Origin of the sequence: Bacillus sp. FCW2, from assembly GCF_021228595.1 — a bacterium.
GTDB classification, from domain to species: Bacteria; Bacillota; Bacilli; order Bacillales; family Bacillaceae; genus Bacillus; species Bacillus velezensis.
This window is the reverse complement of sequence record NZ_CP089436.1, coordinates 647,413-672,124: the sequence shown is the minus strand read 5'-3', so window position 1 is coordinate 672,124 and position 24,712 is coordinate 647,413. Positions and strand designations below refer to the sequence as shown.

Genomic DNA, 24,712 nt, shown 5'->3' with positions numbered 1-24,712 from the left:
AGTTTGTTAAGAAGGTGAATGTAAAATGAATAAAGCTTTGAAAGCGCTCGGCGTACTGACGACATTCGTTATGCTCGTCGTGCTGATCGGCGGCGCTCTTGTCACAAAGACAGGATCGGGTCTCGGTTGCGGAAGGCAGTGGCCGCTTTGCCACGGCCGGTTTTTCCCGGAGCTTAACGCCGCTTCTATCATTGAATGGAGCCACAGACTCGCAAGCGGTGTCTCAATCGTTCTCGTGCTGAGTCTCGCTTTTTGGGCATGGAGAAAAGTCACGCCTGTTTTCCGTGAAACAACCTTTCTCGCCATTATGTCCATTATCTTTTTATTTTTACAGGCGCTTCTCGGCGCATTAGCGGTTGTTTTCGGATCAAATGCGCTCGTTATGGCGCTTCATTTCGGCATATCGCTGATTTCTTTCGCTTCTGTTCTGATTTTGACGCTGCTCATATTCGAAGCTGATAAATCAGACAAAAAGCTCGTCAAGCCGCTCAGAATCGGCAGAAAAATGCAGTTTCATATGATCGGTCTTTCGATTTACACGTATATCGTCGTTTATACGGGGGCTTATGTACGCCATACGAAATCAAGCCTTGCCTGCCCTGACGTTCCGCTTTGCAGCAGGCTGAATCACGGGCTTCCGTCCCATTTTCAGGAATATGTGCAGATGGGTCACAGAACGGCAGCACTGCTTCTGTTCGTATGGATTCTTGTCGCTTTTGCGCATGCGGTGCGCTCCTACAAAGATCAAAAACAGATTCTTGGGGGCTGGATAGCGGCTCTTGTCTTTGTTTTATTACAGGCGCTGTCCGGAATCATGGTTGTTTATTCAGAAATGGCCACCGGTTTTGCACTTGCCCATTCGCTCTTTATTGCCGGCCTGTTCGGCGTCTTATGCTATTTCTTATTATTAATCGCCCGCTTCCGCTATGAATCAAAACAGCGGAACATCTGAGGCACATGAAAAGGCCGAAGCATTAGAGCTTCGGCCTTTTTACATATAAAAAACCTGATCGCACACGGGGGCGGATCAGGTTTTTTATATTCATTTTTACGCTTTTTCAATTTCGATCAGTAAATCACCTGTCTGAATCGGTTCACCATTTTTCACATGAATCTGCTGTATCGTCCCGGAGAACGGCGCCTGTACCGTCGTCTCCATTTTCATCGCTTCATTAATCATCAGATGATCGCCTTTATTCACCTTTGCCCCGGTTTCCGTTAACAATTTAATGACGGTTCCCGGCATGGATGCCGCAATGTGGCTTGGGTTTGTCCGATCTGCTTTTAATTTTTCCTGTACGGACGATTTAATGCTTTCATCTTTAATGACCACCTCGCGCGGCTGGCCGTTCAATTCGAAATAAACGACACGTGTCGCATCTGGCTGCGGTTCACCGATAGATACAAGCTTCACGATCAGCGTTTTTCCGCGCTCGATTTCCACTTCGATTTCTTCACCGAGTGTCATGCCGTAGAAGAAAGTCGGTGTGTCCAATACGGAAATATCACCGAAGCGTTCAGCCGTTTTAACATATTCTGTAAACACCTTCGGATAAAGAGCATACGCGATTGCGTCCTGATCACTCAATTCCATCTGATGTGTTTCTTTCCATTCTTCTTTAATACCTTCAAAAGATACCGGTTCAAGCAGCTCACCCGGTCTTACCGTGATCGGCGTCTGTCCTTTCAGAACGAGCTTTTGCAGTTTTTCCGGAAATCCGCCGTGCGGCTGGCCAATCTGCCCTTTAAAGAGCTCAACGACTGAATCCGGAAAATCAAGCGTTTCGCCTTTATCATAAACATCTTGTTCTGTTAAATTGTTTTGCACCATGTAAAGCGCCATATCTCCGACGACTTTGGAAGAAGGTGTTACTTTCACGACGTCGCCGAACATGCGGTTGACGACGCTGTACATGTCTTTCACCTCATTCCAGCGATCACCGAGGCCGACTCCTTTTGCCTGCTGCTGCAGATTGCTGTACTGGCCGCCCGGCATTTCATGATTATAAATCTCAGTATGCGGAGACTTCATCCCGCTTTCAAATTCACTGTAATACTGACGGACGGATTCCCAATATTGTGACAGTCTTTCCACCTGGCGGACATCCATTTCAGGACGGCGGCTGTTTCCTTCAAGGGCATGATAAAATCCGCTTGCGCTCGGCTGTGAAGTCAGACCCGCCATTGAGCTGACGGCGACATCCACGATGTCCACACCCGCTTCAACAGCTTTGGCATAGAGAAAGACGCCATTGCCGCTCGTATCATGCGTGTGAAGATGAACGGGAATATCAATCGTTTCCTTCAGCGCTGAGATAAGTTCGTATGCGGCTTGAGGTTTCAAAAGACCGGCCATGTCTTTAATACCGAGAATGTGTGCACCAGACGCCTCAAGCTCTTTCGCCATAGAAAGATAATACTTCAAATCATATTTCGTCCGGGTCTTATCAAGAATATCTCCCGTGTAACAAATCGCAGCCTCCGCCACTTTTCCGGTTTCACGGACGGCATCGATGGCCAGCGTCATCCCTTTTACCCAGTTCAGGCTGTCAAAGATCCGGAATACGTCAATACCTGACTCCGCTGACTGCCGGACAAATTTTTGGATGACATTGTCCGGATAGTTTGTATAACCGACGGCATTTGATGAACGAAGCAGCATCTGGAACAATGTGTTCGGCACTTCCTTGCGAAGATCTTCAAGGCGTTTCCAAGGGTCTTCTTTTAAGAAACGGTACGCTACATCAAATGTCGCGCCTCCCCACATTTCAAGGCTGAACAGTTCAGGCCACAGGGCAGCCGTAGGATTCGCGATTTTTTTCAAATCATTGGATCTGATCCGTGTTGCGAGCAGGGACTGATGGGCATCCCTGAACGTTGTATCGGTCAGGAGCACGGATTTTTGCTCTTTCACCCAGTCTGCAAGCCCCTCGGCGCCTCTTTCATCAAGGATCTGTTTCGTACCGCTTGCCGGCTTTTCCCCGATATCTAACGTAACGGTCTGAGGCTTATCAAATGCAGGTTTTTCTTTTTTCCCGATTCCCGGAAAACCGTTCACTGTGACATTGCCGATATAGGAAAGCATTTTTGTTCCGCGGTCCTTCTGTTTTGGGAAAACAAACAGCTCAGGCGTTGTGTCGATAAACGATGTGTCGTATTGGCCCGTCAGGAATTTTTCATGCTTTGCCACGTTTTCAAGAAACGGAATATTGGTCTTAATGCCTCTGATCCTGAATTCCTGCAGGTTGCGGACCATTTTTGCTGATGCCTGTTCAAACGTCAGCGCCCATGTCGACAGCTTGACGAGCAGTGAATCATAATAAGGCGTGATGACGGCGCCCTGGAAGCTGTTTCCCGTATCAAGGCGGACGCCGAAGCCGCCGCCTGAGCGGTAAGCCATAATTTTACCCGTGTCAGGCATAAAGTCATTCAGCGGATCTTCAGTGGTCACACGTGATTGGATCGCATACCCGTTTGTAAAAATGTCTTTCTGCTCAGGGATATTGACGGCACGGCTGTGCAGTCCGTGGCCCTGCGCGACGAGGATTTGCGTCTGAACGATATCAACCCCCGTTATCATTTCCGTAATCGTATGCTCCACTTGCACGCGCGGGTTCACTTCAATAAAGTAAAATTCACCGCCCGCTACGAGAAATTCCACGGTCCCCGCGTTGATATAGCCGACATTTTTCGCAAGCGCCACAGCCGCTTCACAGATTTCGTCCCTTAATTCAGGCTGCAAAGATACACTCGGCGCCACCTCAATGACCTTTTGATGGCGTCTCTGAACGGAACAGTCCCGCTCATACAGATGGACGACATTGCCTTCTTTATCTCCGATCACCTGAACTTCAATATGCTTAGGATTTTCGATCAGTTTTTCAACATACACTTCATCGTTTCCGAATGCGGCTTTCGCTTCTGATTTGGCCCGCTCAAACGATTCTTTCAATTCGCTTTCGCTTCTGACGATTCTCATTCCGCGGCCTCCGCCTCCGAGCGATGCTTTAATAATAAACGGAAATCCGTGGACTTTTGCGAATTGTTCGACATCTTTTAATGTTTCAGCCGGTCCGTCACTCCCCGGAATAACGGGGATGCCGGCTTTTTCTGCCTGCTCCCTCGCCTTTACCTTATCTCCGAACATATCCAAATGCGCTGACGTCGGTCCGATAAATACGATGCCCTCTTCTTCACAGCGCCTCGCAAATTGGATATTTTCAGAGAGAAATCCGTAGCCCGGATGAATGGCATCAACGCCGTTTCTTTTTGCGATCTCAATAATCCCTTCAATATCAAGATACGCGTCAATCGGTTTTTTGCCTTCTCCCACAAGATAAGCTTCATCCGCTTTATAGCGATGATAGGAGCCCGAATCTTCTTTTGAATAAACGGCTACCGTTCTGATGTTCAATTCTGTGCACGCCCGGAAAATCCGGATCGCAATTTCTCCCCTGTTTGCTACTAACACTTTTTGGATGGATTGTTGTGACAAACTTTTCTCCCCCTTGGCCTAATAAATATGTAGTTTATAATAAAGGAATATCCGTCCTGTGTATACACTTGTTTTTTAGAGATACACAGATTTTTCCGTCTGCCGTCTTTTTACCCCCTTAGACGGAACGGGCTCCCTCTTTTTCTTCTTTTCTGAGTACTTGACATGCATGCTGACATTCACCAATATACCGGCACTCGTTAATAACAAAAACATTGATGAGCCCCCGTAGCTGATAAACGGCAGCGGAACACCTGTGATCGGAATTAAACCGCTGACACCGCCGAGATTGATAAAGGTCTGAATCGCAATCATGCTGGATATCCCGATTGCCAAAAGGCTTCCGAACGGATCTTCACATTTTCTCGCAATATAAAAACCTTTTAACACGACAAAAGCCAGCAGTACAATGACAAACAGGACGCCGAAAATGCCGAGCTCCTCTGAAATAACCGCCATAATAAAGTCTGTATGCGATTCAGGCAGATAACCGTATTTTTGAATGCTTTCTCCAAGACCGAGACCGAAAAAACCGCCTGAGCCGATCGCATAATACGAATTTATAATCTGCAGGCCTGATGTGCTGGCGTATTTAAAGGGATTTTCAAGACTTTCAAACCGGCTCATACGCCCGGGTGTCAAAATATCGTCCCATTTCAGATAGATGATCGGGCTGACAAGGAGCAATACGATTCCCGCCATGAGAACCAGCTTGAGCAGGGTCCTTCCGCTGAATCCCGAACACATAATGACGCAAAGCGCGATCAGACCGATAATCATCGCCGTTCCGAAATCAGGCTGAATGGCGATAAGCGCACAAATGACTACGGTGACGATCACCGGCGGCGCAACCCCCGTCAAAAGCTGATCGATATAGCTTTGTTTCTTTGCGTATACCGCGGCAAGGTACAGTATCAGGGTCAGCTTGACAAATTCCCCCGGCTGAATGGCCATTCCGCCGATTTTAAACCAGCTTTGCGCGTTTCCGGCAACATGTCCGAAAACAAACAGCGCGCAAAGCGCAGCCACTGACGCAAGCAGTACGAATTTCTGAATCTTTTGATGAGCGAACACTTTGTACGGAAAAACGGCCGCGATAATAAACAGCACAAACCCCGCGATGACGGCGAACAGCTGCCGTTTAAAGAAATAGTCGCTGCTCACGCCGTAACGCATAACGGCGGTAATCATGCTTGAGCTGTATACCATGACCAATCCGAAACTGCACAGCAGAATGATAGCGCATATCAATGAATAATCGTAAGATTTTAACATTCTTTTAAACATAACATCCTCTTTCCTGCTTAAAGCTTACGTTTAATACCTATTGCGTATTATATTTTACTATAATTCATAAACAATTTACGCAGTTTCTTTATAGTTTTTCGGATGAAATGCAGATTAAGAGACCGTCTTACGAAAAGAAGATGCAAAAAAACGGTTTACGGTTATAAAAAAACCCAAACCGTTGAATAGTTTGAGTTTGATCATTTATTTTCCTGTAAACGCGTCATGCAAAGCAGACAGTTCTCTTTCAAGTCTGTCCAGCAGCTCTTTGCCGTCGTTTTCGTCAACTAATCCCAGGCGGACAGCAAAATCGATTTCCCTCGACAGTCCGAACATCTGAGTATCCAAGACCTCTTCATACAGAGGACATTGAGGCATCGTTAAGTTATCCATTTGTACTCGGATCAGCTTCAAAATCTTCTCAGCATCTAACTTCAACAGCTCGAATGCTTTCTGCTGATGGTCAACTATAATCTCTGAAGCCAAAAGTATCCCTCCGTTCCCCAGGCGAGTACCTAATTCTTCTATTTATCATAAAGGGTATCAGGTGAAATTGCAAGAGGATTTAAGCAGATGTTATGATAAAAAATGTTTCAAAAAATACTCAGCCTGTATTTCTCAGACATGATTTCCAAAAGCTTCACACCCGCGATGCTGTTGCCTTTTTCATCAAGCGCCGGGCCGAATATACCGATTCCGAAGTTGTACGGCGAAATGCCCATGATTCCTCCCGAAACGCCGCTTTTAGCGGGAATGCCGACCTTAATCGCGAATTCCCCACTCGCATTGTACATGCCGCAGGTCACCATAAACGTCTTGCAGATTCTCGCCACATCTTTTTTAATGACCTGCTCCCCGGTTTCCGGATGCTTGCCGTCAAGGGCGAATACACAGCCGATTTTGGCTAAATCCAGACTGCTCATCTTAATCGCGCACTGTTTTGTATACAAATCCATGACCCCTTCAACATCGCCTTTAAAAATGTCATACTGCTTCATGTAATAACACATGGCCCGATTAATCATGGAAGATTTGAATTCCGATTCCGCGACATGGCTGCAATATGTAATGTCCTGATTATTCGCAAGTCTTCTGATGAATCCGAGCAGGTAATCCAGGCGGTCTTTCGGCGAATGCCCTTTAATTAAACCCGTAACGACGAGGGCTCCCGCATTAATCATCGGATTTAAAGGCTTGCCCGGATTCATTGTTTCAAGCTTAATCATGGAATTAAACGGGTCGCCGGTTAATGGAATGAACATAACTTTTTTCATCTTTGGGTATTTCAAAATTGCACAATATATTTAGTTTCCCATCTTGCGATATGTCTATTCGCTTAATTATCGAATCCAGCAATATTTTCCGTTGAACTTGACTAGCTTCCTTAAACACAATAGAAAAATTCTTTAATGCATCTAAAACAATATTTTGTTCAATCTCTTTATCATTGTTCTCTTTTATTGATTGTTGTAGAGACTCCAGCTTTTCTTCAATTTCTTTTTTCTTTAAAAGTGTTTCAGTGTAACTCTTTTCGTAATCAGTTATTATTTCTTCATAAAGCGGACTCTCTGGGCTTACCCTTTTCATCAAGTTCATTATTGAAACAAGCTCACTTTGAAGCTCTTTTAACTCAGCTTGAGCGGAGACGATATCCGTTTCAATTGTGCTTTTTCCCTGGTCTATCCCTTTTAGTATTTCTTCTTTTAAATTGTCCTTATTAAAGCCGTCAAACATTTCAAGTAATTTACTGACAACAAAATCCTCAAGGATATTCTGTTTAAAATTCTTACTTGGACATATTTCATTTCTGCTTGTTTTGTCTTTATTCTGTTTAGAAGCACAGACATAATAGCAATACTTCTCATTGTTCCGTTCTTTTTTTAAAACAGTTCTTGATTGTATAGGGCTTCCGCATTCGGAGCAATATACTAATCCAGTTAGTAAAAAAGTTGTACTAAATTTACGGGGAGCTGATATGGATTTCTTAGATTTCATTTCGTAAATCTTTTCTTGTTTGTCCAGTGTTCTTATCGCCTCATGGAATCCTTTTTCCCGAACAAATTTGTCTTGGTCATACTGTAAGTGTTTATTGCCTTCTTTTGAATATTCTATGATACCAGCATAGAAAGGGTTGAAAAGAACACCTTCAACTGCACTCTCAGTCCAGTACGTTTTTCTCCCCTTATATACAACTCTTTTTATATCCGCTCCTTTCTTTCTTTTACCCAAATGCTTCACTTCGTGCCCGTTCATATACCTTGTAATTGACCCTACTCCAATACCATTTAAATAAAGATCCTCAATTTCAATTAATGAAGGGATAACTTCTTTTATGACTACAATTTCCTTGTTTTTATTTAAATCATATCCATATGGTAATGTTCCGCCTGTCCATCTTCCTTTTGCTGCTATACTAGCCCTTGTCTCTTTTACCCGCATTGAGGTATTGTTTGACTCCATGTTTGCCAAGAAACCTAAAACTGGTTCCATTATCCCCCTTACCATTGGGTTTGAGGAAATCGGCTGTTCTTCCGCTGATGTAAATTCAATGTCACAATTATTTTTAAAGATTGTATCAAGGATTGTAAGCCAATCTTTTTGTATTCTGGATAGCCTGTCCCTTTTATACGCAATTACTTTATTAATCTTTCCATCTTCTATATCTTTAAGAAGTTCCTGAAGCACTGGCCTTTGTTTAATGGAATTCTTTGATGCGGATACCGCTTCTTCAATATACTCTTTATAAAGAATGCCATCACGTTCCTTGATAAACTTGTAGGCTCTTTCTCTCTGCATCGGTATTGAATCCTTAGTTACCTGTTTAACATCAGAAACCCTAATTAAAACACCGTAAGTGTCTTTCTTTGTCTTTTCCTCTATTGTGTCAATTTTATCGACACGACTTTTATGATGTTTAAAAACGTCTTTAATGTCAGTCAATTTAACCCCACCCCAAAATTCAACTATACGTATTATATAATATTAAAAAGGGCAGCCATTAAAGCTCACCCTTCATTATTTTGTTTTTTATCTATGTAATCAATAACCATTCTGCTGACTTGTTTAACGAACTGTTCATATTTCTCGTTCTCATTATCACTATAGATAATCTCCCCCATTTTCGGTCTATTTCGGACTCCTCCCATTTGTTCACCTCACTTAGTCTAAAGATGTAGTTTATAATTCATGCCGAACGAGCGGCTGTCTTATTCAGTCTTATTTCTGATCTTCACAATTTCTTTGATAACAAGCACAAGATCGTTCCCAATATTATTTATCCGCCCTATATCCGATGCGTTATTCAATTCCATCAATAAATGAGCTTTCTTTTCCTGGAGCCATCTTAAAGCACCTTCCAGATTCTCTCCGTTTTGTTTTGCGTGCGATTGTCCCGCAGAAAAATCGTCCAGCATCGCTTCAAAGAAATCTCGATATCTCTCATCTAATTTGTCCGATAAAATCATTGTTTTAACATAGCTTTTAAATTCATCGGTGACACCTTTGGCTTTCATGAAGTCTCTAACAATTTCATACGAGGTGAAAAGTTGGTCTTCAATTGTATTGAACCTTGTTTTCCAAAACTTTTCACTCTTCTTCAAATCGTGGTTCTCAATCATAACTTCTTTAAACTCTTTCTCAATCAGTGTTGTGTTCATTATGTAAGCTCCTTTTTAAATAAAATTGTGATCTCACTGCCGATTTCATTCTCAAATATACTTATGAATTTTCTTATCCCCTCACCCTCATATCCCTTTCTGATCGGGATATAAAATACATGTTTATCAATTCCGCTCCTCTCCAAAAATGGCGAATCATCAAGGATTTTGCTCCATAGCTCTTTCTTGACAGCCTGGACTCTTTCCACGTCATCTACAGTTGTTTCTTCTGCATATTCCATGATGAAACAGTCATCAATTATGTAATCCACTGTGTAGCCAGCAACTTTTTTCATGTGCTCGTAGTATTGGCCATCAAGCATACCGCTTATTACAATATCTAACACAGTTCTGTTTTCACCTTTAACCAATTGTTTTAGGTCTTCAATTTCCCGTTTCAATACAACTTCTTTTTGTTCGAGCGGGATTCTTGGCTCTAATTCATATTCTTCATCTATTTGTTTTTGCAAATCCTTGAGAGCTGCTTGTTTATTCTCAAGTGTTTTTTTATGAAAATTTATTAGAGTGCCCATTTATCATGCTTTCTTTCTGGATGATTAGAGATCAACCGTTTTACTTCTGTGATTTGTTCCTTTAATTCCTCACGTCTCAGAACTAGAATGTCATGGTCTACTAGTTTTTCTTCAACAGTCTTTAAATTACTTTCTGCCTCTTTAAGCTCATCATGTAGATCAAAAATATCTTCCATTGTTTAAACCCTCCATAATTTTATTTTCATCCTTATTTTTGATTAGCATATTTTTCAACAGATTCCTTGATACATTCTCTCAGTTCTTCAGGGCTGTGGATGTTGTCTTTGATTTCATCTTTAGCCTCTGAAAGCATTTTTGAAATATCTTCAACGAACTTTTCTCTATTTGTGCGATTAAAAGCGAAACTTTCGAAGCCTTCAATTGCTTCTTGTCCTCTTTCAATTAGAAAACTTTTCAAAAGACTTAGAAGTCCATAGTATCTTCCGTAAGCATCAGAAACAGTATTATTGTTTTCGTATTGCTCAGATGCAAACACTAGATCGTGTTGTCCAATGATATTGTTGTATGCGTCTTTGTAAATGGATTCAATCTTAACTGGAATATAGTCTTCTGTGTCATCTTCGAAGAAAAAAGCACCTTCCTTGCAAATTAGAAGAAATCCTTCCGAACCAATAGATTCAATATCACCCAATGTTGATTTTCTTCTTGTATTCTCATTTATAAGTTCCTTAATTGAAATTAAGTCTTGTGTTAATACAGGTTGAGCAGAAGCATAAAATCCAACCCCGCTAGAACTTTTAGTAAACCATCGAATATTATCAAATGTCATTTTCATTCTCCTCTAATTTTATTTTAATCCTAAAAATATCGGTTATTTTATGCTACTATAAGTTTCAACACCAACATGTTCAGCATTCAGGCCATGAAATTTGTGCTCTTTGTTTAATAGATGCTAGGTATATTAATTTTCCGTCTTTTTTCTGTGCCTCTTGTAAAAGCATTTCGCCTATTTCGAAATCAGTAGCGCAACTATTGAAATTATCATAAGGTACTAGATTATCGCTTTGATCAAAACTGAAACCAAGCTGTTCAAGAGTGTAAGTATCTTCTTTATCAGTCAACTCATCATCTGTGTCCCTGAGCTCGTAATACTTAAGAATTTTATCGAAGTCAACGGATATTTCATCAATGATATAATCAATATCAGTTACTTTGACGATATCCTCGTTTTCTACATGGAAGTTGTCAATAATGAAATGAAACCTTTTTCCTTTTGCGAAAATTTCAAATGACAGAGTGATTAGTTCTTGCTTTAGACTTTTGCAATCCGAAAAATCAACTTTTTTTTCTCTTCTATTATCTAAATAAATGTTAACTTTAGATATAGCCGTTGAATTATTTAGAATAAACGCGTTATGTAAGGAGTACAAAATGTCTTTTTCAAGCGGTTTTCTAACTTTTTTCATATCTTTCTATCTCTCCTTATTTCTCGTTTTTAATTCATTGCTGTAAATCTCTTCTAAGTCTAATATCTTGTCCCTTTGTTCTTTTGTCATTGCTTCCCTATGTAGCTCAGTTACATTCGACCGCTTTGCCAGCTGCTTAAACTCATGATATTTAGGCGGATAATATCCTTTAAACCACTTTTCAACCTTAACCGGTGACACTTGTCCGAATCCAAATTTAACAAGGGCTGCTTTACGAAAAGATGGGTCTTTCATTATCTGTTCATAAATAGTTAATTGCTCCATTCAAACACTCCAATTCTTATAAGCTATTTTTAATGTGAATTGTTTCAGCCACGTAAGGCTGACCTGTTTCGTCTGTTTCAACTTTACATAACAACTTCTTCTGATAATGCCCATCCCTTTTTATCTCACTCAGTAATTCTTCACTAATTTTATTTTTATCTACAAAAGCTTTAGGGCAATATTCAGACCTCACAAATCCATAATCCTTGTTTTTGCCCAATTGCCATAGCTCCATTTCGTGAAAACCATCTTCAGTAAAGGAATTAAAGGCGCTCAACATTGCTTTAATGTCTTTTTTGAGATTTTCTTCATAATGTCTATATTTTATTTTCTTGCATACTCCGTGTTTTAAGTTGTACGGCATATCAATAATTACCCTTTTGTCACCAAGTTCTTTAATTATTTCAACGTATACCCCAGGATAGTTGTCATAGAATCGCAGGTGTGCTTTCAAGGAATCATTGTAAAAAGTATTGGGATTATTTGATAAGCTAAAAAACCTATTGTCATTCGCAATTTTGCTTTTATTAATAACTGATCACCCTTTACAGTTTATGCCCATTCGATTTCTCTTTTCTCCCTCTCCTTAACACATCCCTCATATACTACAAGGACTCCATTTTTCAACAAGAATTTCATCACACTAGGTGCTTTTGTTTCATTGTAAATTTCAATTAAATCGTCAATTTGGTCTTTGCTTAACTTTCTCATGCTATTATTCTCCTATGTTAAATTTATTAGAGTTGATGGATTCTAACACACCTAAAGAGCGGCTTTTAATCACTCTTAACCTGTCTTATAACCCATATTGAAACACACTGCCCTCATTCCAATTCTTAATAAAATCGTTATTTTATTTTTATCCTAAAAAACTGTAATAAAGGGGAGAGCTATGAAATAGCCCTCCTGTACTTGGTTGGATACACTATGTAGCCTTATCCCCCACGTCCAATTGTTGCAACTTTAAATTGTGGCTCTTTAGCGTCTGCAGCAGCATTCATAGTCTTATTAGCTACAAAACCAATTACGGAAACGCTCAAAACAGCAACAGCCAAACCAATTTTCAACTTGTTTTTCATGTTCTCACCTCCTTTAAGTTGCCTTTCCCTCACAAAGTGATTAATTCTAAAAGGGCTTTATTCTCACCCAATTTCTCCAGTTCGTCCAAAGGGAGTTTTACACAATACTTATCATCTGATAATTTAAAGTGTTTAACAGACTTGAAGAAATAATCTTTGCTTTTAGTCGCCAACCCTTTATAAAAGAAGTGAAAGCCAAGTAAGTTGTTATTTTGCTTTTCATTTTCAATTCTATCGAGAATTTGAAGTGCTTCAGCAATCTTCCCTTCATTTATAAATGAATAAGCCACGCCCTGCTGCTCCCCAACTTCTAATGAGTTATAATCAAGGTATTCATTTTTTTCACCATAGTAATTTTCCAGGAAGGATAAAGATCTTCTAAGCTCTTTATAATGGGATTTTCCCTTTTCAGAATGCTCTAAGCCTTTTAAGAAGCTCTTTTTAGCCTCTCTATAATCTGAAAACAACAAAGTATTACCATGTATTAGATAACCATAAGCAAGAAAGCGGCTATCAGTGGCATTTTCAATGGTTAATCCTGCGTAGAATTGCGCTTTTTTCAGATCGCCTAAGCCTAAATAAGCATTAGCTGACATAATCAGCAGTCTGCAACGGTATGACGCCTTAAAGAAGTTTTCATTTTCAATAGTGTCTAAATCAATCTTGTTGGCAATTCCATTCATAACCTTATATTCTGATAGGTTCAGATACTCAGGAAGGAGCATTAGTTCAGAAAAGACTTTTAGTTCAGGTACGCTGATATCCATACGTCCAATCATTTTGGATGCTTCATTAACTGTTAATTCGCCTTTGGCCAGTTTTCTATGTATGCTGTAAACTTCACTATACTGTTTTGCCTCAGTATTCTTCGAAAAACGTAGCTTTTCAATTAAAAGTTCCATTTCGTCAAAGTTTTCATTCAAATCTGCTAGTTCCAAAAATCTGATATCTTCGTTCAAACTTTCTTTTTCTAAACCTCTGTCCAATAAGTTCATTAATTGCTCCCCCTGTCAGATACCCGATACTTATTTTTTGTTTTTGTCTCTGTTAACAATATACCTCAGACTCTCGCTTAGAGTCAATAACTTATTTTATTTTTATTCTAAAAATCCTTATTTTTCACTTTTATCGTCATCTAAACGGTGTTATAATTCAATTAGGCAGGAACACTGTAACTATTTTTAGAATAAATTTAAAATAGTTTAGGTTGAGTTTCTTCTATTTAAAGCAAATATCTCATATCCCCTGCCCCGCTCTTTGACAACTTCATATTCATTAAGAGTAAAAATAAAATGTAGAAAGAGGTGACAATATGAAGCAATCGAAGTATTTCTATTGCTACTCGGTAAACTTACACCGAAAGTTGAAAGCAGCAGGAGCATCATCAATCTGTGAAGCTTTAAGCACTCGAAATAAGCGGTTCTGGCTTTATGAGAAAGACGAAACCGTTCAAAGGGTACTAAATGAAATGTGATTACTAGAAGCTCCCACAAGGAAGTCTAAGCACCAGAATAATAAGCACAAAAGGAGAATGTTTATTGAAATCAAAGCGAAAACATATTAAGGGGAAAGAAGAAATCCAAAAAATTGTAGAGTCAAGCGGCATCAAGTACCTCTTGGTCAACAATAAGATATTTGATGAACTATATGTTAATGAAGAGCTCAAAATGTCAGAGTTAGACTTAATCACATATATTCATCTTCAAATCATGATGCTAAACAAGATTACTTTAAGCGCAAAAGAATTGGCTTCTTGGATTGGCTGTAGCGAAAAACAAATAAGAGTAGTAATTAATAGACTGAAAGAATACAAAGTATCGTGCAACTGTCGCTACTCTCCTTATGAATCAAAAGTATTTCTAACAGATGATGGAGAGGAAAGAATAGTAAGCCTGATAACTGAAAAAAATCAAGTTGTCTATAACCCTTCTACAAAAAGCAATCAGAAAGTAAAACATTGGTATCCAAATTTAATTCCAGATCATAAAAAAGGCAAGGATAAGCCCGTACCTGTAAATTTCTTTCTCGTATCATTAAAAGACCTTAATTTGTTTACGCAAGGACAATTGAGCCGCACAGAGTTCATTACATACTTATTTTTATTAAAAACATATGCATATGGCAAAAAAGACAAAGACCAGGTATGGATGAGATATAGCCTTATCGCTTCAAAAACACGTAGGAAATTACCGCAGACAACACAAGATCATATTGAAAAATTGAAATCATTAAATATTGACGGTGCTCAGCTGATCCGACAGATGTACCCTAATAACTATCAAATACAAATGGAATCGGGACATGAAACCTCATCAAAGTTCATACCAGACTTTAATATAAAGACCATGGGGGAACTGAAGTTAGAAAAAGAGGAAGTCAGTTTTTATAAAAAGGAAGATGATATTTTATTAGAAGAAGTTGATTTGCCTTTTTAAGAAGTCAGTTTTTTTAATAAAGAACCTAATTTCAAAAATCAGAAACCGATTATTTGAAATGTGAATTCAATTTTTTTGATGGGTTTTCAACCCCATGGGACTCTAAGGTTCAAGGGGGGTCGTGACTCGCTATAATAACTTAATAATATACTTTAGAATAGTTTAAATAATAGCCTTTAGAAAAATCTAAGAATACCCTTTAGAAGATTCTTTAGAATCTTCTGGCCAACAATTAAAAATTGCTGTCCTGTCTCACAATTAAAATTGTTCGCCAACTCTCTTGTTTTGGTTGTATGTGTATTGTTTATCCATAAAAATAAAAAATAAGGAGTCGATCCAAGCCCTTGAATAAAACAACTCAAAACCTCTCTAAGCAAATTTACATGTATGCTGTAAAAACCGAAGCATTTCACACGCCTGAAGAACAGAAGCATCAAGTAATAAAAGATGCGTATTTGAACATGAAAGGTAGAATTAAGAAGTATAAGAAGCGGTTAGACAAGTTTATTTGGGAATACAATAGTATCATTAAGAGTAAAAATAAATTAAGTAAACATGATGAGCAGCTGCTTCATGATCTTCAGAAGAAAACTTTTAATCATAGGAAGTACAACGAGATTTTTCTTGAGTACGTCATTTGCAGCATAGACAAGCAAAAACTTGTTCCCAATCCCGATTCCCGTTTGTACAAGTATTTTGAGGTGTGCGAAACTGCAATTGATGATTGCACTAAAAAGCTAAAAGAATGTTATCCAAAGAACAAGAAAATCCGCTCTCTTCGTCCTGATGCCCTTAATATGAAGAATATTATAAACCAATTTGATTCCTCCTTAATACGGACATTAGGTATTAAAGAAAACGAAATTACAAAGGATATCATATCTGTTGAGGTATTCAGTTATGCGGTATTCAAGGATATTGTCACTAAAGGGTTTAAGTACAATAATCAAAAATATGAATATTTCACATCAAGTGCTGGAATGATTCGCAATAAAAAGAATATCTTCATCCGCTCCTCTGTTTTAAAAAAGAATAAAAATAAAATAATGTGCGGCCTTAATGAAGATGTTATTAATAATAAAGGCGGAATGAATGTAAACAAGTTCAACGCCTATTTAGCCCTTTGTCTTACTGCAAGCACTGTCTGGCAGGGTTTTGATATTAACAAGTGCATTGTTGTTGATGACTTTAAAACAGTCCTAAAAGGCAGGAATGTCGATTACATAGATAAGCAGTATAGTATTCAAAGAAAGCGCATGGACATTGCTATTGAACATATGGATGGAGCGGGAATAATGCTGCCCAAAGTGACTGAGAACAATAAATGCTTTCAGTTTAGATTGCCCTTTTTTAAAGGATTGCTTGTCCCCTTCCCTTTTGATGACTTTATAGCTGAGTATGTCAAGGAAGATTCTTGTTTAGTCAAAGATATATACGGCAAGGAATGGGACGTAGTGAAAGATGATGTTCAAATTATCTTCACCAAAAGCCAGTTTAAAATGTGGAAGTATTATGATTCATGGCAGCATTACAAAAACACATTTATTAGTGAGGGCTGTGAAGCTTCAAAATGTGATGTTGAACCCGATAAATTCAAAGATCAACCGCTCAACTACCAAGTGTTACAGACTTTAGGTGACATGAGTGATGAAGATTTAACGTATTTTGCTCAAAATACAAACGATGAATTGTCCAAAATTGGTGAATCAGAAGAAACAATGCTCCGTTTTTTACGGGCTGATGATTCAAATGAAAAAAAGGATTTTTATCAAAGCGCAATTGCAATATATCCCCCTCTGCTTTCAGATGAATATTCAAAACAGATTATCAAAGACTCTAAAAGAAGTATGGTCAATAATGCTAGAGCGGGTAAAATTAAACTTAAAAATTCAAAAAGAACCTATATTGCCCCTGATGTATTTGCTTTTGCCCAATGGCTATTCTTAAAACAACAGGAGCCGGCCGGTCTTTTAAAGAATGGTGAAGTTTATTGTAGCCTCTTCGCAAAACAGGAGTTAGACGTCCTCCGCTCCCCTCACCTTTATAGAGAACACGCTATAAGAAAAAATACATTGGGTGAAGAGAAAGCAAAGTGGTTCATCTCTAAAAGCATTTACACAAGTATTCATGATTTAATCTCAAAGTTATTAATGTTTGATGTAGACGGAGACGATGCTTTAATTGTTAGCAATAACCGCTTTATTGATATTGCCAAAAAACATATGAAAGGGATTGTTCCACTTGAGTATGAGCTTTCTGTGGCAAAGTCACAGGAATTAAATAAACAGAATATATATGATGGTTTAGTTGCTGCCTATTCAAAGCAAATAGGCATTGTATCAAATGAGATAAGCAAGGTTTGGAACTATGTTGCTCAAGAAAATGCCACTGATGAAGAAAGAGCGGCGCTTGATGCTGAAAAACTGGATGTAGTCAAATTCTTATGCATGGAATCAAATGCAACTATTGATTACGCTAAAACCTTATGGATGCCTGAAAGACCTCATGAGGCTAAAAATAAAATAAGTGGATATACAAAACTAAATCTCCCCCACTTCTTCGTGTATGCAAAAGGAAAAGCGAAAGATGAAGTTGAGCCATTAAATAGTTCTGTGGTAAACCGTTTAAGGAAAATTATTAACCCTTCACGTATCTACTTTAGAGATATTAAAAAGAAACTGGATTACAAAAATCTTTTAAACGTTCAGAAGGGTTCTAATTCACAGGAAGATATAGAAGCAGCACAGGCAATTGTAAATCTTTATTGTGAGCTCAAAGACAGCAAAAGGAAGTATCTTAAAGATAAGCGGAAGAATAAAGAATATAGAGATAAGAAGAAAAGTGAAATGAATCAATTCTTTTACGATCATATTAAGGAAAAACTTTTGGATAAAGGTAATGAGCATAATAAAGATATTGACTTTGTAGTGAATACGCTTGTGACCTATTTGTACTCTACAAAGGACAAAGCGCCTTATAAATTAACCCTATGGCGTAGCTTTGGCCATGTTCTTTTACGGAATTTAAAAAGGAATGTCTTAAATATCACATCTTGTCTTGATTGTGGCTGTGCGATTGAGAACCCTCAGAGAAACCAGTCGAGATGCCAAGTTTGCAAGAAAGCTCATGATACAAAAATGAACAGAAGGAGAAAAAACAAAAGCAGAAATTTTAAAAAATGTCACGGTTAATTAGCTATTTTAAATTTATTCAGATGAGAAAACCCTTGGTATGACTAGCTTTTCCACTTGGATATATAGCCGAGATAATGGACGTAAGGGGAGAATGCTTCGCTCCCCCTAGCTTCCTATTATTGGCGTTCAATTGCTGTGTTACTTGAAGATATTCTTGCTCTTCGTCTGATTAAAGGGTTCTTGATTCCTTAGCTTTTTGCAGTTCTTTGTACTGGCTAATCTGTTTGTCTTTCCAGTTCTCGATCTCTAGTCAATAATAGGAAGCACTATCACCTTTAGGTCTTAGAGGTGCATTCAAGGGCTTGGCTCGATCAGCAACTTTAAGCTTGGGGTTGCTGATCACCTTTTTTTCATTAAATTAATTACATTCATAAATTTAATTTAAATAGGAGGATTTAAATTTGCTAAATATTGAGGATCGTTATTTGCTTCATATGCAACTGACAAAACAAAGAAAAATGAAAATTAAAGAAATCGCAGAATCAGTTTATCGCACCCCTTCCCTTATCTCAAGATATTTCAATGGAAAGTGTAATGTATCTGCTGAAGTTGAAAACGCCTTGGTCAACTTAAATAAAGATACGCCTGGAATTTAGGAGAATAAAAATGAATACTCCTATCTCAAACTCCCCCGATTTACACCCAATCCCACCCACTGGAAACTCCACGTTTTCAGGTTACCGTGTTGACTTTTCAGGTTACGGTAGGGTGTACTCCCTTAAAACAAAAATGTACTTATCCCATTTCCCAAACAACACAGGTTACGTTTACGTTAATTTAATTGATGATAATAAGAAGGTCATCAATGTTGCTTTACATAAAGTGATCTGGAGTGCTAAAGAAAATATGCCGCTCTCTTATTTAAAAGAAAATAATCTTGATATTCATCATATTGACGGTTTTACATTCAATAATAACCCCGCTAACCTCACAAGCCTTTCAAGGAAAGACAACCTTTGTGAAAAAATCACTATACAGAGAAAGAAACTTCAAAACAGATTAGATACTGCAAAGAAAATCATCTCACTTAGACAACAATTTGAAAATGAGGGCTATAACATGTTTGACCCGGAAGACTTTTTCAATGTAGCACGGTTTATTAGTGTCACATTTAATAAGTCATATAGAGCGGTTTCAGAAATATTAAAAGAAAAGAAATATGCAAACGTTATTTAATCGGAGCTTTTTAAATTAATTAACTCAAAGGAATGATTATGTCTAATTCACAATTTATAGGTCAGCTTAAACAAAACAATATACAAATCAATAACCTTAAAGATCAATTTTACAGAACTGAAGCTCATATGTCTGCTCACGAAAACCGTTTATCTGAAAAAGTTGATGATTTTATGGAGAAGCAGAATTTTGATTTAAAAATGCATATTCAAAACAATGAGAATCCACATCATGTCACTAAAGAACAAGTCGGATTATCAAATGTAATCAATGAAGAACAGGCCACCAAAGAGGATTTAAACATTCATCTGAATGATAAGGAAAATCCCCATTCAGTTACAAAAAGCCAGGTTGGTTTGTCTAAGGTTGATAACATTCAGCAAGCAGCGAAAATTGATTTTGACGCTCATTTAGAAGATAAAGACAACCCACATGGTGTAACAAAAGCACAAATAGGGTTATCAGCCGTCACTAACGACGTGCAAGCAAAGAAAGCAGATTTTGACAAACACACCTCAGATACTTCAAATCCTCACAAGGTAACTGCTGAACAGGTTGGACTTGAGAATGTAGACAATGTAAAACAAGCTACTAAAAGTGACTTTGATAATCATCTGAATGACACTAATGTCCATATCGACAAATCTGATCGGGATAGATGGGACGCTGCTCAACTCTCTAAAATAACCAAGGATAACGGTTCTGTTCTAATCAATGTATCCCAAGGAGTTGATTTTCAGAGTGTCGCAATAGGCCAGAGAAAGACATTTACCTTCTATACGGCTGAAACAGGTATTAATACACCACCCGTACCAACCCGTGGAATGTACCTCTACTCTTCCTCAACGCATGGAGAAGCTACAGCTTTCGGTAATGATGGAAGCTTATGGAGAAAGTCTTTATCGAGCGGCGTATGGTCTGATTGGACAAATTATGAAACAGAACAGGGATCAATTAAGCGTTTAGCAGCTCACTCGGATAATACAAATATTCACGTAACAAAAACTGATAAAGATAGATGGAATGGAGCCGTCAAATATGCCAACATCATGCTAAAAAATGGAGCTACAGTAGGCACACGAACGCCCATTTACGCAAAATGGGGAGCGCTGTTAGTTTTAAGAGGTCATGTTAGAACTGAACCAGAGATTGTGTTCGGCTCAATACCTGCAGAATTAGTACCATTTGGCGGTGCAGTAAAATCAGTACCGCTCAGCGGAACAGGTGGGACAGCCAATCTGATAATTTACGATAATGGTGATTTGAAAATAAAATACCCAGACCCAGCTGACTCAAACAAGATGGGCGGAGGTTATTACCTTGATGTAGAAGTGGGCTTTCAAGAAGGAGACATAACATGATTCAGGTTTATGAGTATGATGAAAATTTCATTCTAACCAAACCCGTTATTATTGAACCGGATGAAGAAGGAGACTATTCAATCCCTGAGAATTGCACGGTCATTCAGCCTCCTTCTTTCATAAAGGCGATGTATCATCCATCAGATAAGTTATGGACAGAAGCCGCAACGGAGGAAGAAAAAGAGGAACTAGAAAAACAAATTGAAAATGGGCGGGTTTCATCACCAGTTGACCTTTTGAAAATGCAGAATGCTAAATTATCATTGCAAGTGGCAGCTGCTGAAAAGGAAAATGCTCAACGAAGACAAAGAGAAGCTGATACAGCTCTATTAATCGCACAACTACAAAAAGATATTACTGACTTGAAGGAAGGTAAGTAAATGGCTTCATACCCCGAATTTGCAGATATTAAGCAGTTCTATGACTGGAAGTGCTATGATGACGACGATATAAGGACGTATGTTGAAATAGACTGGATTACACCCGAACAGTATGAAGAAATTGTAGGCAAGCCTTACGAAAACAAAGGAGAAATTAAATGACATCTAAAAAATTAAATCTCGGATTGATCGAAGAAAGTGTAAGCAAATACGACAAGAAAGAAAAAGTGCAACTTACTGATGACGTTCATGTTTTTATTTACCCTTACTTCTCCCCTTCTCGTTTATCCAACTTGTTTAAACAGATACTTTCTGACCAAAAACAAGCTGAAGAAAAAGGGATTGACTTTAAGAAAATCAATTTTGTTGATTGGATTGCTTTTTCACTTATTAAAGAATTTGCGGATTTAGGAATCCCAAATGATATTAAGAACAAAGTCAAATGGTTTCACAGCCTTGTAGAATCTGAATTTTTCCCTTTGATTCTAAGCAGCTTTCCTGAAGAGAGCATAAAGAAACTTAATGAAGCAACAAAGATGTTGCAAGAGAATTTAGACAAACTGTCAAACATATCTCAAGAGGAAATAAATGATCTCATCCTTAATAAGGTCGAAGAGATTGAAAATTCAGCTGAATAACGGAGGTTACTATGTCCCGTAAGAGAGATTTAGAGGAATTCTTAAAAGAGTTGTATCGAATAGAACAAACATACGGATTCAAAGTAGGAACTGAAAACCCGCTCGACTTTTTAGTTTACATAGACAGCACTGACGAAAAGCTGTATTCGTACAGTTCTGGCAAGATTTCTGAATGGTGATAATCAATTAAAATCCATATTTTATTGAGACTAAACAGTTGAAATAAAGGGTTGTTATGAGTGAGCATATAATAACACCGCTCAATTTGAACGGTGTTATTATGCTTTTAAATTTCAATTTTGATTTCCCCTGTAATAACATTAGGAGAATGTTTAGATCTAATTTCATACCGTATATTATCAGGCGGGGAATTGAATACTAATTTAGATGGTAAATAGATATTCGTATTATGTTTTATATAGTTTTGTGTGTAAATTAATATATCCATACTATCCTCATTATAATAATCATATATAAAAATATCGTTGATTTCTTCAATATAGTTTTTTCTGTGAATCTCTGCTTCTTCGCTGTCAGTTGGCATCATTTTTCCAAATGCGTACTCAAATTCATCATCAAGGAGCGTTGGATTCACGTTTTCACTCTCATACTCTTTAACCCAAAGAGATTTTCCTTCTTTGTAAACATTCTTTAGAAGCTCATCCATATCATCAAAGCCCATGGCATTTTTCATTCCGATTCCTGGAAAAGGTAATTCTTCTTTTTTGCATAATAACCCTTCGTCAACAAATAACCTAACTTCTATTTCTTCATCAGGATGTGTACCATGATTGGAGAGACATAAACTCAAAAAATGTTTGCTATCCATTTTTGTGAAATAATTTATAAAATCTTGGTTTTTTTCAATTGCAGTTAATAAATTGTGAATCCGTCTAAATTTCGCTTTTTCTTCGACGTTACCAATTAATGAAAATGTACCTAGATTTTCAAACTCAGATAAATTTCCAAGATAAAAAAACTCATCTGGATTTAATTCAATGTTATTTTTATTGGCATAGTCACATAACAAACTTTTATTTCTTTCTGATATTACTACCGGTTCTTGATAGTGCGGCTTTGTAGTTTGAACAGGCAATTGTATATTTTTAATTTTTTGGAACTCTGACACAATATCCTCTTTGGCTTGTTCAATAAATTTTAGGCTTAAAAAGTCGTATTGATATAGTTTAATTTGATCAGCTGGTTTTCCTTTATTAACACCTTGAATTGACAATTGAGCTTGAGCTTTCATGGGTTTTACTTGTTTTTCATGAGGGAGTGAATCAAAGTATTGTTTAAGATGATCCGAAAACTGTTTTTCGAATTCCTGTAATGTTTTATATGTCGCGTAAATCCCTCTGCCTTCGTATTTTTTACGAAATTTCTCTACCTTTCTATATTGACTTGGATCATATGAGGAGGGACTTAATGCCTGATCGCTAAAATAAAGAAAAACTTGCTTACCGCTTTTTAGTAGTTCTTCTATCTCTTCTTCAGTTCCTGATCCGTATTTTTCGGTAGGAGTTCCAAATCTAGTCCAAAAAACTGCAACTACGAAATCACAGTTTAAAACAAATTGTTGATTCAATAACTCCTGTGGTCTCCCGCCAGATTGTGGATAAGAATCCTTACTCCAGTGCTTTGTGATTATTACTGTATTGTTTTTATCTCCATCGCGTTTATTATATTCCTCGATTGTTTCCCTTATAATTTTTATCTCATCCTTGACGTCAGATGGACAAGATATTAATAAGTTATATCTTGTAACAACTTTGGGCATTTGGTTCTTCCTTTCATTAAAAATAAACTCTAATACCTATTTTATCCTATTATTCAAATGATGGCTATTTATCAACCTGTGATTCTCAGTTGATCGTATAAATATCAGCAGCCGCATCTGCCATTTGTTTTTCTGTAGGTATTGTATAACGCTGTACAACCGCCACGGTATTACCCAAGAACCTTGCGATCGTAGATAAGTCCCAGCCTCTCTTGGCTAATTCTGTAGCAAGCGTATGACGTAACATGTGTGGTGTTATCTCATATTCATTCAAGAGCATTTGAACCGTCCTTGTTGTTAGCTTCTTATTGGATCTACTAACAAAGACATATTCGGAATCATCATTTCTTGTTTCAAGATACCGGCGAATATATTGAAACTTTTCTTTACTTATTGGAATGTCTCTAACTTTCTTCCCTTTTGATTTATTAATGTGAATTAGATAAGGATTCCCTTTCAAAGTCAGATCTTCTTTCTTTAGATCCACAAGCTCTGAAACTCTCATACCAGTAAGACGCAACATATCAATGATAGCCAAGTCTCTATAATTAATTAGCTTAGGCTTATTCTTTCTGTCTCCTATCCGTTTTCTTATTGATTCAATGTAATTAACATCAACGGATTTTGGAGTTAATTCTGAGATGTGTTGTGTCTTAGTGATACGAATATCCTTAAAGGCTTCAAATTGTTCAGTGTAAATACAAAATGAGCGTATGCTGGCGTATATTCTGTTTATGCTTGCTGCCTTGTACCGTTCCCCTTTATTTGTTTTAATTGTGCCGTTTTCTAAAGCATCAATAAACAACTGAACAATCGTAGACGATAAGCGGTCAATCTTTAAGTCGTCATCACTCAAGTATTTATTTAAAAGTTGAAGATCACGCTTATAGCTTTGTTTCGTATTTTCAGCTTTCTTCAATTGGAAAATATATTCCTCTATAAGCTTACTATTATAATCTTGCATTATTCCACCCCTCACATTACTT

26 protein-coding genes and 1 pseudogene are annotated in these 24,712 nt (G+C 37.9%); 10 read left to right on the top strand and 17 right to left on the bottom strand.

Annotated features, from left to right (window positions below):
- Positions 1–25: 25 nt before the first annotated feature.
- On the top strand, positions 26–952 hold the full coding sequence (gene ctaA, locus K3G25_RS03375; protein ID WP_017417720.1) for a heme A synthase CtaA: 927 nt from the start codon (positions 26–28) through the stop codon (positions 950–952).
- A 96-nt stretch (positions 953–1,048) separates the two neighbouring features.
- On the opposite strand, the gene pyc is transcribed toward ctaA, so the two are convergent.
- The 15 genes and pseudogenes from pyc to K3G25_RS03300 form a co-directional block, all read right to left on the bottom strand.
- On the bottom strand, positions 1,049–4,495 hold the full coding sequence (gene pyc / locus K3G25_RS03370) for a pyruvate carboxylase (protein WP_021493726.1): 3,447 nt from the start codon (positions 4,493–4,495) through the stop codon (positions 1,049–1,051).
- Positions 4,496–4,570: 75 nt separating this feature from the next.
- A complete protein-coding gene (locus tag K3G25_RS03365) occupies positions 4,571–5,782 on the bottom strand; it encodes an FtsW/RodA/SpoVE family cell cycle protein (protein ID WP_017417718.1) in 1,212 nt (403 codons plus the stop codon).
- Positions 5,783–5,986: 204 nt separating this feature from the next.
- The gene (locus tag K3G25_RS03360; protein ID WP_003154494.1) at positions 5,987–6,268 is read right to left on the bottom strand and encodes an Fpa/YlaN family protein; all 282 of its coding nucleotides are present in this window, start codon (positions 6,266–6,268) and stop codon (positions 5,987–5,989) included.
- A gap of 107 nt (positions 6,269–6,375) precedes the next feature.
- A pseudogene (glsA, locus tag K3G25_RS03355) lies at positions 6,376–7,032 on the bottom strand (glutaminase A); the annotation flags it as partial.
- Positions 7,013–8,722, bottom strand: coding sequence for a recombinase family protein (locus tag K3G25_RS03350; RefSeq protein ID WP_127010380.1), 1,710 nt, complete (start codon positions 8,720–8,722; stop codon positions 7,013–7,015). The pseudogene glsA and the gene K3G25_RS03350, both read right to left, overlap by 20 nt.
- Before the next feature lie 266 nt (positions 8,723–8,988).
- Complete coding sequence (locus K3G25_RS03345) at positions 8,989–9,438, bottom strand: hypothetical protein (RefSeq protein WP_101293919.1); 450 nt, start codon at positions 9,436–9,438, stop codon at positions 8,989–8,991.
- A complete protein-coding gene (locus K3G25_RS03340; protein WP_101293918.1) occupies positions 9,438–9,971 on the bottom strand; it encodes a hypothetical protein in 534 nt (177 codons plus the stop codon). The genes K3G25_RS03345 and K3G25_RS03340 overlap by 1 nt, the downstream gene beginning before the upstream one ends.
- A complete protein-coding gene (locus tag K3G25_RS03335) occupies positions 9,959–10,147 on the bottom strand; it encodes a hypothetical protein (RefSeq protein WP_101293917.1) in 189 nt (62 codons plus the stop codon). The genes K3G25_RS03340 and K3G25_RS03335 overlap by 13 nt, the downstream gene beginning before the upstream one ends.
- 32 nt (positions 10,148–10,179) lie before the next feature.
- Complete coding sequence (locus tag K3G25_RS03330; RefSeq protein WP_101293916.1) at positions 10,180–10,761, bottom strand: hypothetical protein; 582 nt, start codon at positions 10,759–10,761, stop codon at positions 10,180–10,182.
- Between the two features lie 79 nt (positions 10,762–10,840).
- Positions 10,841–11,398 (bottom strand): hypothetical protein, encoded by a 558-nt coding sequence (locus K3G25_RS03325; protein WP_101293915.1) that lies wholly within the window; start codon positions 11,396–11,398, stop codon positions 10,841–10,843.
- Positions 11,399–11,404: 6 nt separating this feature from the next.
- On the bottom strand, positions 11,405–11,683 hold the full coding sequence (locus tag K3G25_RS03320; RefSeq protein ID WP_101293914.1) for a hypothetical protein: 279 nt from the start codon (positions 11,681–11,683) through the stop codon (positions 11,405–11,407).
- Between the two features lie 16 nt (positions 11,684–11,699).
- Complete coding sequence (locus K3G25_RS03315) at positions 11,700–12,047, bottom strand: hypothetical protein (protein WP_014471796.1); 348 nt, start codon at positions 12,045–12,047, stop codon at positions 11,700–11,702.
- Between the two features lie 188 nt (positions 12,048–12,235).
- Positions 12,236–12,394 carry a hypothetical protein gene (locus K3G25_RS03310; RefSeq protein ID WP_157829251.1) on the bottom strand — a complete coding sequence of 53 codons (159 nt, stop codon included), beginning with the start codon at positions 12,392–12,394 and terminating at the stop codon, positions 12,236–12,238.
- A 224-nt stretch (positions 12,395–12,618) separates the two neighbouring features.
- Positions 12,619–12,762: a hypothetical protein gene (locus tag K3G25_RS03305; RefSeq protein ID WP_157829250.1), complete on the bottom strand. Its 144-nt coding sequence runs from the start codon at positions 12,760–12,762 to the stop codon at positions 12,619–12,621.
- Between the two features lie 29 nt (positions 12,763–12,791).
- Positions 12,792–13,757 carry an AimR family lysis-lysogeny pheromone receptor gene (locus K3G25_RS03300; protein ID WP_101293912.1) on the bottom strand — a complete coding sequence of 322 codons (966 nt, stop codon included), beginning with the start codon at positions 13,755–13,757 and terminating at the stop codon, positions 12,792–12,794.
- A gap of 543 nt (positions 13,758–14,300) precedes the next feature.
- On the opposite strand from K3G25_RS03300, the gene K3G25_RS03295 reads away from it, so the two are divergent.
- From K3G25_RS03295 to K3G25_RS03255, 9 genes are all read left to right on the top strand, one after another.
- Positions 14,301–15,197: a hypothetical protein gene (locus K3G25_RS03295; RefSeq protein ID WP_127010382.1), complete on the top strand. Its 897-nt coding sequence runs from the start codon at positions 14,301–14,303 to the stop codon at positions 15,195–15,197.
- 344 nt (positions 15,198–15,541) lie between these two features.
- On the top strand, positions 15,542–18,388 hold the full coding sequence (locus K3G25_RS03290) for a hypothetical protein (protein WP_232489588.1): 2,847 nt from the start codon (positions 15,542–15,544) through the stop codon (positions 18,386–18,388).
- 404 nt (positions 18,389–18,792) lie between these two features.
- Entirely contained in the window at positions 18,793–18,987 is a 195-nt protein-coding gene (locus K3G25_RS03285; protein WP_101293910.1) for a helix-turn-helix domain-containing protein, read from the top strand.
- Positions 18,988–18,997: 10 nt separating this feature from the next.
- Positions 18,998–19,567, top strand: coding sequence for an HNH endonuclease family protein (locus tag K3G25_RS03280; RefSeq protein ID WP_224960742.1), 570 nt, complete (start codon positions 18,998–19,000; stop codon positions 19,565–19,567).
- Positions 19,568–19,605: 38 nt separating this feature from the next.
- On the top strand, positions 19,606–20,928 hold the full coding sequence (locus K3G25_RS03275) for a hypothetical protein (protein WP_101293909.1): 1,323 nt from the start codon (positions 19,606–19,608) through the stop codon (positions 20,926–20,928).
- The gene (locus tag K3G25_RS03270; RefSeq protein ID WP_101293908.1) at positions 20,925–21,308 is read left to right on the top strand and encodes a hypothetical protein; all 384 of its coding nucleotides are present in this window, start codon (positions 20,925–20,927) and stop codon (positions 21,306–21,308) included. Before K3G25_RS03275 ends, K3G25_RS03270 begins: the two co-directional genes overlap by 4 nt.
- Positions 21,309–21,470, top strand: a complete 162-nt coding sequence (locus tag K3G25_RS03265; RefSeq protein ID WP_014471786.1) for an XkdX family protein — start codon at positions 21,309–21,311, stop codon at positions 21,468–21,470. It begins immediately after the preceding gene.
- A complete protein-coding gene (locus K3G25_RS03260) occupies positions 21,467–21,946 on the top strand; it encodes a hypothetical protein (RefSeq protein WP_101293907.1) in 480 nt (159 codons plus the stop codon). The genes K3G25_RS03265 and K3G25_RS03260 overlap by 4 nt, the downstream gene beginning before the upstream one ends.
- An 11-nt stretch (positions 21,947–21,957) precedes the next feature.
- Positions 21,958–22,125, top strand: a complete 168-nt coding sequence (locus K3G25_RS03255) for a hypothetical protein (protein ID WP_169061554.1) — start codon at positions 21,958–21,960, stop codon at positions 22,123–22,125.
- Between the two features lie 107 nt (positions 22,126–22,232).
- Here K3G25_RS03255 and K3G25_RS03250 read toward each other — a convergent pair whose 3' ends face one another.
- A complete protein-coding gene (locus tag K3G25_RS03250) occupies positions 22,233–23,726 on the bottom strand; it encodes a DUF4062 domain-containing protein (protein ID WP_127010384.1) in 1,494 nt (497 codons plus the stop codon).
- A gap of 85 nt (positions 23,727–23,811) precedes the next feature.
- Complete coding sequence (locus K3G25_RS03245; RefSeq protein ID WP_127010386.1) at positions 23,812–24,690, bottom strand: tyrosine-type recombinase/integrase; 879 nt, start codon at positions 24,688–24,690, stop codon at positions 23,812–23,814.
- Positions 24,691–24,712 lie beyond the last annotated feature (22 nt).